Raw genomic sequence first — 15511 nt, 5'->3', positions numbered from 1 at the left:
TCGTCATCGCCCCGGACCGGGAGGAGGCGCCATGGCTCGGCTCCGGCTCGCCGCCCATGCGGAGGTGGACACGCGCGACGTCGACGAGGCCGCCCGCGAGGTCGGCCGGATCTTCTGCGCGCATCGCCTGAGCGCGCGATCGCGTCCTCGGCTCTTCCACGCCCGCCATCACAGCGCGCCCATCAGCGTCGGTGCGGCGCGTGCCGGATCGATCAACCTCGTCGCCTATGGCGGGGACGTCCTCATCGATCCGGGCTGCCTCGATCGCTTCTTCCTGGTCCAGGTCCCGCTCTCCGGCGGCGCCGACATCGCCTGCGGACGTCGCGAGACGCCGACGGCGCCGGGACGCGCCGCCTCGATCCTGTCGCCGACGGAGCCTGTCACCATGCGCTGGAGCGGCTCGTGCGCCCAGCTCATCCTGATGCTCGATCGCGCCCACGTGGAGCGGGCGGCGGCGCGCTTCCTCGACCGCGACGACGGCGCCGTCGTGTTCGCGCCCTCGCTCGATCTCGAGCGCGGCGTCGGCCCCGCGGTGGTCGCCCAGATGGAACGCATGGCGACGCTCGCCGAGATCGGCGCCGGCGAGCCGGGCGTTCTCCCGCGGCTCGGCGAGGTGATGGACGCGGCGATCGCGACGCTGCTCTTCGGCCACGCGTCCAACGTCTCGGGCGCCGACACCGACGCGGACGACGTCGTGCCCGCGCCGCCGCGGGCGGTCGCCCGAGCGCTCGCCCACATCGACGCGCATCTCACAGACGGCATCGACAATGCCGCCCTGTGCGCGGAGGCGGGCGTCGGGCTGCGCGCGCTCCAGGGCGCCTTTCGCCGTGCATTGGGGCGCACGATCTCCGAGATCGTGCGCGAGCGCCGCCTCGAGGCGCTGCGCGCGCGCCTGCGCGATCCCGCCGACCGCAGGCCCGTCGGCGAGATCATGCTGGAGGTCGGGCTCTGGCATTTCGGGCGTGCCGCGCAGGCCTACCGCGCCCGCTTCGGCGAGACGCCGCGGGAGACGCGGGATCGCGCGCGCTAGCTCCCGGTCGGCCCGCTGCGGCCCGTGCGATTACGCCACCGCCCGGTCGAGCGTCCGTCCCGGGCGCGCGCCGGTCCCCGTGCCGTCGCGCCAGACCTCGCGGCCGTTCACCAGCACGCTGCGGATGCCCTCCGCCGGGCGGGTGGGCGTCTCGTAGGTGGCGCCTTCGCGGATCGCGGCGGGGTCGAACAGGACGAGATCGGCGAAGCCGCCCTCGACGATGCGTCCGCGCCCGGCGAGGCCGAAGCGGTCCGCCGGCATCGACGTCATCCGCCGCACCGCCTCCTCCAGCGTGAAGAGCGGGTGCTCGCGCACGTAGCGCCCGAGCACCCGGGGGAAGGTCCCCCAGGTGCGCGGATGCGGGTGGGAGCCCTTGGCGATCCCGTCCGAGCAGACGATCGTGTGCTCGTAGGCGAGGATGCGCTGCACGTCGGCCTCGTCCATGATGAAGAAGATGCCCGTCGCCGGGAGCAGCCGCTCGACGGCCGCGTCGAGATCCACGCCCCATTCCGCCGCGATGTCCGCGAGATCGCGCCCGGCGCAGTCCGGATATGGCTTCGATTCCGCGACGATCACCCGCGTCGCCTGGCGGTGGCGCCCGGAATTGAGCATGGTCGAGGAGGCGATCCACGGCGTCGTGTCGAGGCCCACGTCCTGGCGCGCGCGGGCCTCGTCGATGATCCGCAGCGTCGTCTCCGAGAGGCCGTGATTGGCGAGCCCCGCGCATTTGTGGTGCGAGACGTGCACGCCGCAGCAGGCCTCGCGGCCGATCTGGAGCGTCTCCTGGAGCGCCTCGATCACCCGGTCGCCCTCGTCGCGCATGTGCGTGACGTAGAGCTTGCCGTGGGCCTGCGCGATCTCGGCCATGGCGACGAGCTCGGCGGTGGGCGCTGCGCGCGCGGGCGGGTAGAAGGGGCCCGTCGAGAGGCCGATCCCGCCCTCGGACAAGGCGCGGTCGAGCGCCGTGCGCATGGCGCGCGTCTCGGCGGCGTCGGCGGCGCGGTCGAGATCGGCGACCTCGTTGATGCGCAAGGTCCCGTGCCCGATGAGGCAGGCGGTGTTCACGGCCGGCGGCTCGGCGTCGAGCCGCGCCCGGTAGGCGCCGTAGCTCTCGAACATCGGCGCGTCCTCGCCGAGGATCATGCCGAGCGGCGCGGGCCAGGGCCCGGGGCGCGTGAGCGGCGCGATGGAGAAGCCGCAATTGCCGTTGATGATCGTCGTCACGCCCTGGCTGACCATGCAGGCCATGTCGGGGTCGGCGAGGACGACCTCGTCGTGGTGCGTGTGCGGGTCTATGAAGCCCGGAGCCAGCGCGAGACCCGCGCAATCCTCGACCCGGTTCGCGCTCCAGCCGGAGAGGTCGCCCGTGGCGACGACCCGATCGTCGACGATCGCGACGTCGCCCCTGCGGCGCGGCGCGCCGGTGCCGTCGATGATCTCGGCGTCGCGAAACAGGATGTCGGCCCGCATGCGGGTGCCTCCTCTGTGTGGGTCTCTCGTAGGGGGATCGCTCGGCGGCTCAGCCGTCGGCATCGTGCGCGGACGGGCCGGAGCCGGCGGGGTCGCCGCACCAGCGCGCCGCGAGGTGGACCAGGATGAACACCACCATCAGCGGCACCGCGATGGCGACGACGAGGGTGGGCACCTCGAGCGTGCTCGCCGTCATCCGGGCATGGCGCAGCAGGAACCCGCGCTCGAAGTTCATGCCGGGCCCGTAGACGCTGTGCCAGAGGATCGGGAGCAGGTAGACGAGCACCACGACCGACTGCAGCACGGCCGCGCCGATCGCCAGCGCGGCGAGCCGCGGGCGCGGGTTCTGGAACATGGCGGGGTCGAAGCGGCGCTTGAACGACATCGTCGCGCCCATCAGCCCCGCCCAGATCATGGCGTAGCGCGCGAGCTCCTCCGTCCACGCCGGCGGCGAGGCGAAGGCGTAGCGCGCCACGACCTGGATCATCACCGCGACGACGAGGACGCACAGGAACGTCACGGTCAGCGCCCGCGCCACGCGGTCGATCGCGTCGCTCGCGGCGATCACCAGGTGTCCGGGCGTCCTCGTCGTCGTCGTCATCGTGCGGCTCCGATCCCGTGCGGCGTCACTGGGCGCGCACCTGCGCCAGCGCGTCGAGATAGGCCTGGAGGTCCTCGGCGGTCATGATCTCGTCCCAGGTCGGGCGCGTCGCCTCCGCCATCTTGTCGCGCTCGCCCGGCGCCAGCTCCGAGAGCGTGACGCCCGCCTCGCGATGCCGCTCGGTGACGATGCCGGACCACTCCTCGATCCAGGCCCGGTTCGCCTCGATGCCGGCCTCGATCGCCGCGTCGATCGTGGCGCGCTCCTCGTCGGAGAGGGAGGCGTACCAGTCCTCGGAGATCAGCACGGCGCGGGTCGACGGCGAGATGTTCGCCTGGGTGAAGTGCTTGAGGAACTCGGTGTGGCCGGTGCGGATGGCCGAGTTCGGCGGGTTGAAGTAGCCGTCGGCGATGCCGGTCTGGATGGCGTTCGCCACCTCCGACCAGGCGACGATCGTGCCGTTGGCGCCCAGCGCCTCGATGTATTCGAGCTGCTCGGCGTTGAGCGCGCGGAAGCGGATGCCTTCGAGGTCGGCCATCGTCGTGACCGGGACCTCGGTGTTGTGGATGCCGATGGGCATGCCGATGTAGTTGAAGCCCGCGAGCCGCACGCCGTTGGGCAGGAGCGGCTCGTTCATCTCGTCGAGCAGCTCGGTCTGCGCGACGATGGCGTCGAACTCGTCGTTGCTTTCGAACATGAAGGGCAGCAGCACGCCGCGCAGGAGCGGGCTCATGCCGAAGGCGGTGGAGACGGTGGCGAGGTTCACCTCGACGAGCCCCTGCGCCACCTGGTCGAAGCGCTCCTGCTCGCTGCCGAGCGTGCCCGACGGGAAGATCGAGGCCGTGAAGTCGCTGCCCTCGAGCGCCTGCGCGAAGCCGCGGGCGAAGGCGGCCTCGGCGTTGGTCTGCGGATCGTCGACGCCGTTCATCGCGATCTTGATCTCGGCTGCGAGCACCGCGCCGGGAACGAGCGCCGTTCCGGCGAGGAGGGCCGCCGCGAGCATCGCGGGGGCGAAGGCTGTCCGGGTCATGTCCGCTCTCCTGTTCAAGTCTTCTCGTTGACGGATGGAGCCGGCCTCAGGCGAGGCCGAGCGCACGCGGCAGGGCCAGCGTGATCGCGGGAAAGAAGGTGAGCAGCGCCAGGATGCCGAGCTCCGCCAGGAAGAAGGGCAGCGTCGCGCGGATGAGGCGCCAGTAGTTCATGTTCACGGTGGTGGCGAGGATGAGGAGCACGCCGCCCAGCGGCGGCGACAAGAGCCCCGTCGTGATGTTGAAGCAGATGACGATGCCCAGATGCACAGGGTCGATGCCCATGGCGAGGGCCGGCGGCACGAAGATCGGGGCGAAGAGCGCGACCGCCGCCTTCACGTCCATGGCCATGCCCGCGACGAGGAAGACGACGTTGACGAGCATCAGGTAGCCCAGCGGCGAGAGCCCCCAGCCGGCGACCGCCGCCGCGATCGCCTGCGGCCATTGCTGGAGCGCCGCGAGGTAGCTGAAGGTCGAGATCGCGCACAGGATGATGAACAGCGCGCCCAGCAGCACGCCGGTGCGCTTGAGGCTCGCCAGGACGCGCGCGGCGTCGAGATCGCCGTAGGCGACGCCGATGGCGAGCGCGGCGACGACGGCCACCGCGGCGGCCTCCGCCGGGGTCATCACGCCGAAGAGTGTGCCGCCGAGGATGATCACGGGCAGCGTCAGCGCAGGCAGCGCCTTGGCGAAGGACGGCAGGAGCCGGGGCACCTCGACGCCCGCGCCGCCGGGATGATCGTCGCGCCAGGCGTAGAAGGCGTTCATGGCCATGAGCGCGGCGGCCAGCAGCAGGCCGGGCACGATGCCGGCCGCGAAGAGCGCGGCGACCGAGGTCTCCATCAGCGCGCCGTAGAAGATCAGGATCGTGCTCGGCGGAATGATCGGCCCGATGATCGAGGACGCGCCGGTGATGGCGGCGGCGTAGTCGAGCTTGTAGCCGCGCCGCGTCATCTCGGGCACGAGCGCGTTTCCGAGCGCGGCCGCGTCCGAGACGGCCGAGCCGGAGACGCCGGCGAAGAACACGCTGGTGAGCACGTTCACGTGCCCGAGCCCGCCCTTGAGGCGCCCGACCAGCGCCATCGAGAAGTCGATGAGCGCCTTGGCTAGGCCGCCGCGGTTCATCAGGTCGCCGGCGAGGATGAACAGCGGCATCGCCAGGAAGGCGAAGACGTCGAGCTGCGAGAACAGGCGCTGGGGCAGGACCGCGAGGAAGCGGGTGTTGTCGGCGACGACGAAGGTCAGCACCGCGGCCGCGCCGATGGCGTAGGCGATCGCCGCCCCGGACAGGAGCCCGACCACGAGAAAGCCGATGACGATGCCAGCCTGCATCCGCAAACACCCTCGGGCGGCCTGATGCCGCTGCAGCGGAACCAGTAAAGAAGCCGGCTGCCGTTTCGGAAACAGAAAAGATTTGCGCCCTCCATAGAAGCTTTCTATGGCTCGGCACGAGGTCTCGCCATGCGCTTCGTCACCGTTCAACGTCTGCAGGTCTTCTGCGCGGTCTACGAGCAGGGCTCGGTCAGCGCCGCCGCGCGGCTGCTCGGGCTCTCGCAGCCCACCGTGAGCCGCCACCTGCGCGACTTCGAGCGCGCCGTCGGCCTGCCTCTCTTCGTGCTGGAGCGCGGGCGCATCTACCCAACGGCGGAGGCGCAGGGCATCTATGCCGAGAGCCGCTTCCTTGGAGACGGGCTCGATCGCCTAGAGCGCGCCATCGCCGAGGTGCGCACGGGGCTCGGCGGGCGCTATTCCATCACCTGCGTCGGCCTCCTCGCCCAGCTCCACCTGCCCCGCGCCATCGCCGAGCTCGCGCGGCGCATGCCGGAGCTCGAGATCGACGTCGACGTCGGCGGCGCGATCCAGCAGCTCGCCGCGCTCAGGGCGGGCCGCGCGGACGTGGGCATCGTCGCGGGATCGGTGGATGCGCCGGACCTGCACGCGACCCGCATCGGCGAGGGCCGCCTCGTGGCGCTCGTCCCGGCGGGGCACCCGTGGGAGGGGCGGGCTGGCGTGTCGCAGGCCGAGATCGCGGCGGAGCCGCGCCTCATCGGCATGCCGCTCGACCGGCCGATCGGCCGTCTCGTGGCGCATCTCGTCCCAGGGGAGGGCGCGCGCGCGGATGCGGGCGGGCGCGAGCGCATCACGGCGAGCTCGCTCCTCGCCGTGCCCAACCTCGTGCACACGCTCGGGCGCGTGTCGATCGTGGACGCGTTCACGGCGCAGGCCGCGACGCATGTGGGCGTCTCGGCGGTGCCCATCGAGCCGCCGCTCGTGTTCGAGATCCTGGCGCTCTCGGTCAGGCCGCTCGAGACGCGCCGCGCGGGGCCGATCCTGGTCGAAGCTTTGCGCGCTCTCCTCGCCGGAGCCGGCGAGCGCGCCCGCTGACGACGTCTCGCCTCCTCGCCGAGCTCGTCCGGTGATCGCGGTCGCCTACGAGACCCGGCCCGAGATCGAGGCGCGCGCCGTCGGCGATCTGTGACGCTCGCCCGCTCGCCCTCGTGGCGAAATGCCGATCGGAGGGCGTCCCCCGCGCACCTTGCGCGGCTCCACCTCGTAGGCGCAGGCTCGACGTGTTCCGAGGGGGGCCCGATCGGACGGGCTGAGATTCGGCTGCTCCGCCGTGACCCTTGAACCTGATCCGGGTCATGCCGGCGGAGGGACGGGACCGACGCGCGCCAAGCGACGCGCGTCATGTCTGCCTGACATCCATGAGGCCCGGGTCTCCACGTCGAGGGAGATCCCATGTCACGAACGTCACCCAACATTTCATCCGACACCGCGGCCCCCGTCGCCGTGACGGTCGGCGCCCTGCCGGGCTCACGCAAGGTCTACGCCCGGCCGGCGGAGCGGCCGGACCTGCGCGTGCCCTTCCGCGAGATCGCGCTTTCGGACCCGAGCCTCGAGCCCGTGCGCGTCTACGACACGTCCGGCCCCTATACGGACGACGCGGCGGCGATCGACCTCGCCGCGGGCGCGCCTTGCCTGCGTGCCCCCTGGCTCGCCGAGCGCGGGCTCGAGACCGTCGCCGGTCGCGCGGTTCGCCCGGAGGACAATGGCGGCGCGAGCGGGGAGCGGCTCGTGCCGCGATGCCCGGCCGAGCGGACGATCCTGCGGGGACGCGCCGGCGCGCCGGTCACGCAGCTCGAGCTCGCCCGCGCGGGCATCGTCACGCCGGAAATGGCCTTCGTCGCGCATCGCGAGAACCTCTGCCGGGAGGCCGCCGCCGCCGAGGCCGGCGCCCGGCTCGCGGACGGGGAGCGTTTCGGCGCGGCGATCCCGGATTTCGTCACGCCGGAATTCGTGCGCGACGAGGTGGCGCGCGGGCGGGCCATCATCCCCGCCAACGTCAACCATCCCGAGCTCGAGCCGATGGCGATCGGCCGCAACTTCCTCGTGAAGATCAACGCCAACATCGGCAATTCCGCCGTCACCTCCTCCGTGGCGGAGGAGGTGGAGAAGATGGTCTGGGCGATCCGCTGGGGCGCGGACACGGTCATGGACCTCTCCACGGGGCGCAACATCCACAACATCCGCTCCTGGATCATCCGCAACTCCCCCGTCCCGATCGGCACGGTGCCGATCTACCAGGCGCTGGAGAAGGTCGGGGGCGATCCGCTGAAGCTCGACTGGGAGGTGTTCAAGGACACGCTGATCGAGCAGGCGGAGCAGGGCGTGGACTACATGACGATCCACGCGGGCGTTCGCCTCGCGCACGTGCCGCTCACCGCGCATCGCGTCACCGGCGTCGTCTCGCGCGGCGGCTCGATCATGGCGCGCTGGTGCCTCGCCGCCCACCGCGAGAGCTTCCTCTACGAGCGCTTCGAGGAGATCTGCGACATCCTGCGGGCCTACGACGTCTCCTTCTCGCTCGGCGACGGCCTGCGGCCGGGCTCGGTGGCGGACGCCAACGACGCCGCGCAATTCGCCGAGCTGGAGACGCTGGGCGAGCTGACGACCATCGCCTGGGACAAGGGCTGCCAGGTCATGATCGAGGGCCCCGGCCACGTGCCGATGCACAAGATCGAGGCCAACATGAAAAAGCAGCTCGAGGCCTGCGGGGAGGCGCCGTTCTACACGCTCGGCCCGCTCACCACCGACATCGCGCCGGGCTACGACCACATCACGTCGGGCATCGGGGCGGCGATGATCGGCTGGTTCGGCTGCGCCATGCTCTGCTACGTCACGCCCAAGGAGCATCTCGGCCTGCCGGATCGCGACGACGTCAAGACGGGCGTCATCACCTACAAGCTCGCCGCGCACGCCGCCGATCTCGCCAAGGGCCACCCGCTGGCGCGCATCCGCGACGACGCGCTTTCGCAGGCGCGCTTCGCCTTCCGCTGGGAGGACCAGTTCAACCTGTCGCTCGACCCCGACACGGCCCGCGCCTTCCACGACGAGACCCTGCCGAAGGAGGCGCACAAGGTGGCGCATTTCTGCTCCATGTGCGGCCCGAAATTCTGCTCGATGAAGATCTCCCAGGACATCCGGGCCGAGGTGCAGGCTTTCGCCGCGGCCGAGGAGGGCATGCGAGACAAGGCTCGGGAATTCGTCGAAGGCGGCGGTGCGCTCTACGTTCCGGCGCCGGGCGAGACCGGCGACCCCGTGACCTGATCGGGCGGCACGAGCGAGGGTGCGCGGGCCGCCTTGCGGTCCTCGCACGCCTCGCTTAGCGTTCGCGTAGCGAGGGCTGGGCCGAGACTTGGCGTTCACGATCCGTCAGCTGCAATTCTTCGTCGCCGCCGCGGAGCAGGGGAGCGTCTCCGGCGCGGCGCGTGCGCTGTCGATCTCGCAGAGCTCCGTCACCGAGGCGATCCACGCGCTCGAGCTCGATCTCGGCGTCTCGCTCTTCGAGCGGCGCGCGCGGGGGCTCGAGATCACCCACAAGGGCAGCCTCTTCCTGCGGCACGCGCGCCAGATCCTCGGCGACGTCTCGAACGCCCGCCACGCCTTTCGCGAAGACGCGCAGGCGCAGGGCGGTGCGCTGTCTCTGGGCGTCACCTCGCTCGTGGCCGGCTACGTCCTCTCCGACATCCTCTCGCGCTTCCGCCGCGCCTATCCGGGCGTCACGGTCACCGCCATCGAGGAGAGCGGCGAGTACATCCAGCACCTCCTCATCGGCGGCGAGGTGGATTGCGCGGTGCTGCTGACCTCCTCGATCCGCGACCGCGCCGCGCTCCACATCGAGCAGCTGCAGGTCTCGCCCTATCGGCTCTGGCTGCCGCTGGGCCATGAGCTGGCGGACGTCGAGGCGATCTCGCTGGAGCAGCTCGTCGAGGAGCCCTTCATCATGCTCACCACCGACGAGATGGAGGAGAGCATGCGCCGCCTCACGGCCTCGACGAAGGCGAAGCTCAACGTCGCCTTCCGCACGCGCTCGGTGGAGGCGGTGCGCTCCCTCGTCGCCACCGGCGCGGGAATCGCGCTCCTGCCGAGCCTCGTCTACCGCCCCTGGTCGCTCGAAGGCGACCGCATCGAGATCCGCGACGTGTCGGGCGACCTGCCGAGCGTGCAGGTCGGCCTCGTCTGGCGCAAGGGCGCGCCGCTCGCACCGGCTGCCCGAAATTTCGTCCGTTCCGCCCAGACGGCGATCAGCGCGCGCGGCTATTGAGCAATCGGTTTTGCCGATATCTCCGTTCTGCGTTTTGACATTGCGATCACTCGAAACCGAGCCGTACGCTTCCCTCAAACGGCCGCGCCGCCTTCGCGCGAGACCGCGAGACGATCACGTTTCGGAGGGGAATGACGATGAGGAACACGAAGCTTCTCGCGGCGAGCGTGCTCGCCCTCGCGCTCGCGGCGCCGGCCGGCGCGGCCGAGATGGTCCAGGAGATCGGCGAGCCGGAGGGCCAGCTCGATATCGTCGCCTGGCCCGGCTACATCGAGCGCGGCGAGACCATGGCCGATTTCGACTGGGTCACCTCCTTCGAGGAGGCGACGGGCTGCAAGGTCAACGTCAAGACCGCCAACACCTCCGACGAGATGGTGGCGCTCATGAACGAGGGCGGCTTCGACCTCGTCACCGCCTCGGGCGACGCCTCGCTGCGCCTCGTCGCGGGCAAGCGGGTGCAGCCGATCAACCTCTCGCTCATTCCCTCCTGGGAGACGGTCGACGAGCGGCTGAAGAACGCGCCCTGGTACGTGGTCGACGGCGTGCATTACGGCGTGCCCTATCAATGGGGCCCCAACGTTCTCATGTACAACACCGAGGTCTTCCCCGAGCCGCCGACCTCCTGGTCCGTCGTCTTCGAGGAGCAGACGCTGCCCGACGGGCAGTCGAATTCCGGGCGCGTCCAGGCCTATGACGGGCCGATCCACGTGGCGGACGCCGCGCAATACCTGATGTTCCACAAGCCCGAGCTCGGCATCGTCTCGCCCTACGAGCTCAACGACGAGCAGTACCAGGCGGCGCTCGATCTCCTGCGCGAGCAGCGCAAGCTCGTCTCGCGCTACTGGCACGACGCCTTCATCCAGATGGACGACTTCAAGAACGAGGGCGTCGTCGCCTCCGGCTCGTGGCCGTTCCAGGTGAATCTCCTCCAGTCCGACGGCGCGCCCATCGCCTCGACGATCCCGCAGGAGGGCGCCACCGGCTGGGCCGACACGACGATGCTGCACGTCGACGCCGACAGCCCCAACTGCGCCTATCTGTGGATGGAGCACACGCTCGCCTCGAACCTCCAGAGCGACCTCTCCGTCTGGTTCGGCGCCAACCCGGTCGTCCCGGCCGCCTGTACCGACGGGCGCGGCATGCAGACGGCGGAGGGCTGCACCAAGAACGGCTTCGACGATTTCGAGCGCATCCGCTTCTGGACGACGCCGGTCTCGCGCTGCGAGAGCCAGGGCGAGTGCGTGCCCTACTACCGCTGGGTGTCGGACTACATCGGCGTGATCGGCGGGCGGTGAGGCCGCCGGCACCAAGAGCCAGCGAGGACGTCCCATGACCCACGCCGTCGCCTTCGAGAACGTCGCGCGCCATTACGGCCCGGTGCGCGCCGTCGACGGCGTGGACCTCGCGGTGGAGGAGGGCGCCTTCTTCGCCATGCTCGGGCCCTCGGGCTCGGGCAAGACGACCTGCCTGCGGCTGATCTCCGGCTTCGAGAGGCCGACCTCGGGGATCGTGCGCATCTTCGGCGAGGATGCCGGCGAAACGCCGCCGAACCGGCGCAACGTCAACACCGTCTTCCAGGACTACGCGCTCTTCCCCCATCTCGACGTGCGCGACAACGTCGCCTACGGCCTCATGGTGAAGGGCGTGGACAAGGCCAAGCGCCGCGCCGCCGCCGAGGAGATGCTCGCGCTGGTCAAGCTCGAGGGCTACGGCGACCGCAAGCCCGCCCAGCTCTCCGGCGGCCAGCGCCAGCGCGTGGCTCTCGCGCGGGCGCTGGTCAACCAGCCTCGCGTGCTCCTCCTCGACGAGCCGCTCGGCGCGCTCGACCTGAAGCTGCGCGAGCAGATGCAGGACGAGCTGAAAGCCCTCCAGAAGCGGCTCGGGATCACCTTCGTCTTCGTCACCCACGACCAGGGCGAGGCGCTCTCCATGGCCGATCGCGTGGCCGTGTTCGACCACGGCAAGGTCGTGCAGGTGGGCACGCCGGCGGAGGTCTACGAGCGCCCGGCGACCCGTTTCGTCGCGGATTTCGTCGGCTCCTCCAACGTCCTGCCGCCGGAGGTGAGCGCCCGCATCGGCGCCGGCGCCGGCTGGGCGAGCCTGCGGCCGGAGGCGATCCGCGTCGCGCCGGAGACGAGCGGGCGGCTCGCGGGGCGGGTCACCGCGCTTCGCTATCTCGGCGCCGGAACGCGGGTCACCGCCGACATCGGCGGCTTCGAGATCGTCGCCATGGTCGGCCCCGGCGAGCCGCCGCCGGCGCCGGGCACGATGGTCGGCCTCGATTTTCGTCCCGAGGCGATCCACCTGATGGAGGCGCCGTGATGACGGCCCTCACGCTTGCGCACGGGACGGCGACGACGGCCGCGTTCCTGCCGGTGCGCGGCGTCGCCGACCGCATCTCGGACCTGTTCTGGCGGCGCCCGCGGCTCCTCCTCGCGCTCCTTCTCGCGCCGCCCCTCGCTTGGCTCGGGATCGTCTATCTCGGCTCGCTCGCGGCGCTGCTCCTGCAGAGCTTCTACTCCATCGACGAGTTCTCCGGCCTCGTCGTGCCCGAATTCACGCTGCGCACCTATGCCGAGCTCTTCCGGCCGTCGAACTTCGACATCATCGTGCGCACGGTGACGATGGCCGCCTGCGTGACGCTGGCCTCGGCGATCATCGCCTTCCCCATCGCCTATTTCGCCGCGCGCTACGCCAAGGGCCGCTGGAAGGCGGCGTTCTACCTCGGCATCATGCTGCCGCTCTGGTCGAGCTATCTCGTCAAGGTCTACGCCTGGAAGCTGATCCTGGCGAAGGAGGGCATCGTCTCCTGGGCCTTCGAGGGGCTCGGCGCGTCCGCGATCCTGAACGCCGTGCTGGCGCTGCCGACGATCGGCGGATCGTCGCTGTCGACGAGCTACATCGGCACCTTCCTCGTCTTCCTCTACGTCTGGCTGCCGTTCATGATCCTGCCGATGCAGGCCTCGCTGGAGCGCGTGCCGCGCAGCATGCTCGAAGCCTCCGCCGATCTCGGCGCCTCGTCGCGGCAGACGTTCCGCCACGTTATTCTGCCGCTCGCCATGCCGGGGGTGATCGCCGGGTCGATCTTCACCTTCTCGCTGACGCTCGGCGACTACATCATCCCGCAGATCATCGGCTCCTCGCGCCGCTTCATCGGGCAGGCGGTCTACCAGCTGCAGGGCACGGCGGGGAACATCCCCCTCGCCGCCGCCTTCGCCATGGTGCCGATCCTGATCATGCTCGTCTATCTCGCGATCGCGAAGCGCAAGGGGGCCTTCGATGCGCTCTGACGCGCCCGCCCTAGAGCGGAATGCGGCGGAGCGCGCCGCCTCCACCCCCGTCGCGACGTCGACGGTCGAGGCCGCGCCGAAGCGCCGCCGCCGCGACGCCAACGGCGCGGACGCCGGCACCGGCCGCCCGCCGCTCGCGCTGACCATCGCCGCGATCGCGGGCCTCGCCTTCCTGCACCTGCCGATCCTGCTCATCTTCCTCTACGCCTTCACCACGGAGGAGCGGACCTATCAATTCCCGCCGCCGGGCCTGACGCTGCAATGGTTCGAGGTCACCTGGAACCGCGCGGACGTCTGGCCGCCGCTCTTCCTGTCCTTGCGGGTCGCGGCGGTCTCCACGGTCCTCGCGCTCGTCCTGGGGACGCTGTGCGCAGCCGCGATGGCGCGCACGCGCTTCTTCGGGCGCGAGCAGATCTCGCTCCTCATCATCCTGCCGATCGCGCTGCCGGGGATCATCACCGGCATGTCGCTGCGCTCGGCCTTCCACGTGATGGACATCCCCTTCTCGACCTTCACGATCGTGCTCGGCCACGCGACCTTCTGCATCGTGATCGTCTTCAACAACGCCATCGCGCGCTTCCGGCGCATCTCGGTGCACATCCTGGAGGCGTCGGCGGATCTCGGCGCCAACGCCTTCCAGACCTTCCGCTACGTGCTCGCGCCCAATCTCGGCTCGGCGCTGCTCGCCGGCGGCATGCTCGCCTTCGCGCTCTCCTTCGACGAGGTGATCGTGACGACCTTCACGGCCGGCCAGCAATCGACGCTGCCGATCTGGATGCTGCAGGAGCTGGTGCGCCCCCGTCAGCGCCCCGTCACCAACGTCGTTGCGATCGTGGTCGTGGTGCTCACCTTCGTGCCGATCCTGATCGCCTACTATCTCACCCGCGGCGGCGAGGAGACCGCCGGCCAGGGGAAATGACGCCTCGAGGAGGACCATTCATGGATCACGCCGCCCCCGCCTTCGACACCGCCCTCCTGATCGGCGAGGCCTTCGAGCCCGGCGAGGAGGCGCCCGAGCGAATCCTCGACCCGCGCACCGGATCGCTCATCCTGGAGCTCCCCGAGGCCTCGACCGAGCAGGTCGACCGCGCCGTCGCCGCCGCGCGCGCCGCCTTCGACGGCTGGTCGCGCACCACGCCCGCGGAGCGCTCCGCGGCGCTCCTCGCCATCGCCGACCGGATCGAGGCCGAGGCCGACGGCTTCGCCGCGCTCGAGGCGCTCAATTGCGGCAAGCCCATCGGCGCCGCGAAGGGCGACGAGATCCCCGCCATCGTCGACTGCTTCCGCTTCTTCGCGGGCGCGGTGCGCTGCCTCACGGGCGCGGTGGCGGGCGAGTACATGGCGGGCCATACCTCGATGATCCGCCGCGACCCGATTGGCGTCGTCGCCTCCATCGCGCCGTGGAACTACCCCCTCATGATGATGGCCTGGAAGCTCGCGCCGGCCATCGGCGGCGGCAACACGGTCGTCTTCAAGCCCTCCGAGCAGACGCCGCTCACGGCGCTGAAGCTCGCGCGCGTCCTCGCCGACGTGCTGCCGCCGGGCGTGGTCAACGTCATCCCCGGGCGCGGCGAGACGGTGGGCAACCACCTCATCCACCACGACGGCGTCGACATGATCTCGCTCACGGGCGACGTCGCGACGGGTCGCAAGATGCTCGCCGCCGCCGCGCGCACCGTGAAGCGCACGCATCTCGAGCTCGGTGGCAAGGCGCCCGTCGTCGTCTTCGACGATGCCGACGTCGAGGAGGTGGTCTCGGGCCTGCGCGCCTTCGGCTACTACAATGCGGGGCAGGACTGCACGGCCGCCTGCCGCATCTATGCCGGCCCCAAGGTCTACGACCGGCTCGTGGCGGACCTGTCCTCGGCGGTCTCCTCCATCGCCTACGGCCTCGCCGACGACACGCAAAACGAGATCGGCCCGCTGATCTCGCTGCGCCAGCGCGACCGGGTCGCGAGCTTCGTCGAGCGCGCCCGCGAGAACCCGCACATCGAGATCACGACGGGCGGCGCGGCGCACGGCGAGAACGGCTTCTACTACCAGCCGACCGTGGTGGCGGGCGCGCGCCAGGAGGACGAGATCGTCCGCCGCGAGGTGTTCGGCCCCGTCGTCTCCGTCACGCGCTTCTCGAACGTGGACGAGGCGGTGGCGTGGGCGAACGATTCCGATTACGGGCTCGCGAGCTCCATCTGGACGAAGGACGTCGGGCGCGCCATGGCGACCGCGGCACGCATGCGCTACGGCTGCACCTGGGTGAACACGCATTTCATGCTGGTCAACGAGATGCCCCACGGCGGCCTGAAGCAATCGGGTTACGGCAAGGACATGTCGTCCTACGCGCTGGAGGACTACACCGCGGTGCGCCACGTCATGATCAAGCACTGAGCGCGCGAGGAGGGGACAGCGGGGAGGGGAGACGTCGCGCCGGCGATGCCCGCTCGGCGGGATGCCGCAGGGGAACTCCGACCGGGGGTGGTCGTTCGG

The 15511-nt window shown here is 70.7% G+C and carries 13 protein-coding genes and 1 riboswitch; of the genes, 9 read left to right on the top strand and 4 right to left on the bottom strand.

The genetic code is table 11. The annotated features are described in order from the left end of the window. Positions 1 to 31: 31 nt before the first annotated feature. Positions 32 to 1030, top strand: a complete 999-nt coding sequence (locus tag IEX89_RS13405; protein WP_188913741.1) for an AraC family transcriptional regulator — start codon at positions 32 to 34, stop codon at positions 1028 to 1030. A 30-nt stretch (positions 1031 to 1060) separates the two neighbouring features. Here IEX89_RS13405 and IEX89_RS13400 read toward each other — a convergent pair whose 3' ends face one another. The 4 genes from IEX89_RS13400 to IEX89_RS13385 are packed head-to-tail and all read right to left on the bottom strand — an operon-like array spanning position 1061 to position 5461. Continuing rightward, positions 1061 to 2500, bottom strand: a complete 1440-nt coding sequence (locus IEX89_RS13400; protein ID WP_188913740.1) for an N-acyl-D-amino-acid deacylase family protein — start codon at positions 2498 to 2500, stop codon at positions 1061 to 1063. Positions 2501 to 2549: 49 nt separating this feature from the next. Continuing rightward, the gene (locus IEX89_RS13395) at positions 2550 to 3101 is read right to left on the bottom strand and encodes a TRAP transporter small permease (RefSeq protein ID WP_188913739.1); all 552 of its coding nucleotides are present in this window, start codon (positions 3099 to 3101) and stop codon (positions 2550 to 2552) included. A gap of 25 nt (positions 3102 to 3126) precedes the next feature. After that, positions 3127 to 4131 (bottom strand): TRAP transporter substrate-binding protein, encoded by a 1005-nt coding sequence (locus IEX89_RS13390; protein ID WP_244645391.1) that lies wholly within the window; start codon positions 4129 to 4131, stop codon positions 3127 to 3129. 46 nt (positions 4132 to 4177) lie between these two features. Then, positions 4178 to 5461 (bottom strand): TRAP transporter large permease, encoded by a 1284-nt coding sequence (locus tag IEX89_RS13385; protein ID WP_188913738.1) that lies wholly within the window; start codon positions 5459 to 5461, stop codon positions 4178 to 4180. Between the two features lie 129 nt (positions 5462 to 5590). On the opposite strand from IEX89_RS13385, the gene IEX89_RS13380 reads away from it, so the two are divergent. The 8 genes from IEX89_RS13380 to IEX89_RS13345 all read left to right on the top strand — a co-directional run bounded on the left by IEX89_RS13380 (position 5591) and on the right by IEX89_RS13345 (position 15412). Beyond that, positions 5591 to 6514 (top strand): LysR family transcriptional regulator, encoded by a 924-nt coding sequence (locus IEX89_RS13380; RefSeq protein ID WP_188913737.1) that lies wholly within the window; start codon positions 5591 to 5593, stop codon positions 6512 to 6514. A 183-nt stretch (positions 6515 to 6697) separates the two neighbouring features. Next, a riboswitch (TPP riboswitch) is annotated at positions 6698 to 6806 on the top strand. Positions 6807 to 6871: 65 nt separating this feature from the next. Then, the gene (thiC, locus tag IEX89_RS13375) at positions 6872 to 8740 is read left to right on the top strand and encodes a phosphomethylpyrimidine synthase ThiC (protein WP_188913736.1); all 1869 of its coding nucleotides are present in this window, start codon (positions 6872 to 6874) and stop codon (positions 8738 to 8740) included. Between the two features lie 88 nt (positions 8741 to 8828). After that, positions 8829 to 9737 carry a LysR substrate-binding domain-containing protein gene (locus IEX89_RS13370; RefSeq protein ID WP_188913735.1) on the top strand — a complete coding sequence of 303 codons (909 nt, stop codon included), beginning with the start codon at positions 8829 to 8831 and terminating at the stop codon, positions 9735 to 9737. A gap of 137 nt (positions 9738 to 9874) precedes the next feature. Continuing rightward, the gene (locus IEX89_RS13365; RefSeq protein WP_188913734.1) at positions 9875 to 11032 is read left to right on the top strand and encodes an ABC transporter substrate-binding protein; all 1158 of its coding nucleotides are present in this window, start codon (positions 9875 to 9877) and stop codon (positions 11030 to 11032) included. Positions 11033 to 11066: 34 nt separating this feature from the next. Next, positions 11067 to 12059 carry an ABC transporter ATP-binding protein gene (locus tag IEX89_RS13360; RefSeq protein WP_188913733.1) on the top strand — a complete coding sequence of 331 codons (993 nt, stop codon included), beginning with the start codon at positions 11067 to 11069 and terminating at the stop codon, positions 12057 to 12059. Continuing rightward, complete coding sequence (locus tag IEX89_RS13355; RefSeq protein ID WP_188913732.1) at positions 12059 to 13027, top strand: ABC transporter permease; 969 nt, start codon at positions 12059 to 12061, stop codon at positions 13025 to 13027. Before IEX89_RS13360 ends, IEX89_RS13355 begins: the two co-directional genes overlap by 1 nt. Next, positions 13017 to 13946, top strand: coding sequence for an ABC transporter permease (locus IEX89_RS13350; protein WP_188913731.1), 930 nt, complete (start codon positions 13017 to 13019; stop codon positions 13944 to 13946). The genes IEX89_RS13355 and IEX89_RS13350 overlap by 11 nt, the downstream gene beginning before the upstream one ends. Before the next feature lie 20 nt (positions 13947 to 13966). Then, complete coding sequence (locus tag IEX89_RS13345) at positions 13967 to 15412, top strand: gamma-aminobutyraldehyde dehydrogenase (protein ID WP_188913730.1); 1446 nt, start codon at positions 13967 to 13969, stop codon at positions 15410 to 15412. Positions 15413 to 15511 lie beyond the last annotated feature (99 nt).

Origin of the sequence: Salinarimonas ramus, assembly GCF_014645695.1 — a bacterium.
Classification (GTDB): Bacteria; Pseudomonadota; Alphaproteobacteria; order Rhizobiales; family Beijerinckiaceae; genus Salinarimonas; species Salinarimonas ramus.
This window is presented reverse-complemented; position numbering and strand designations above follow the sequence as displayed.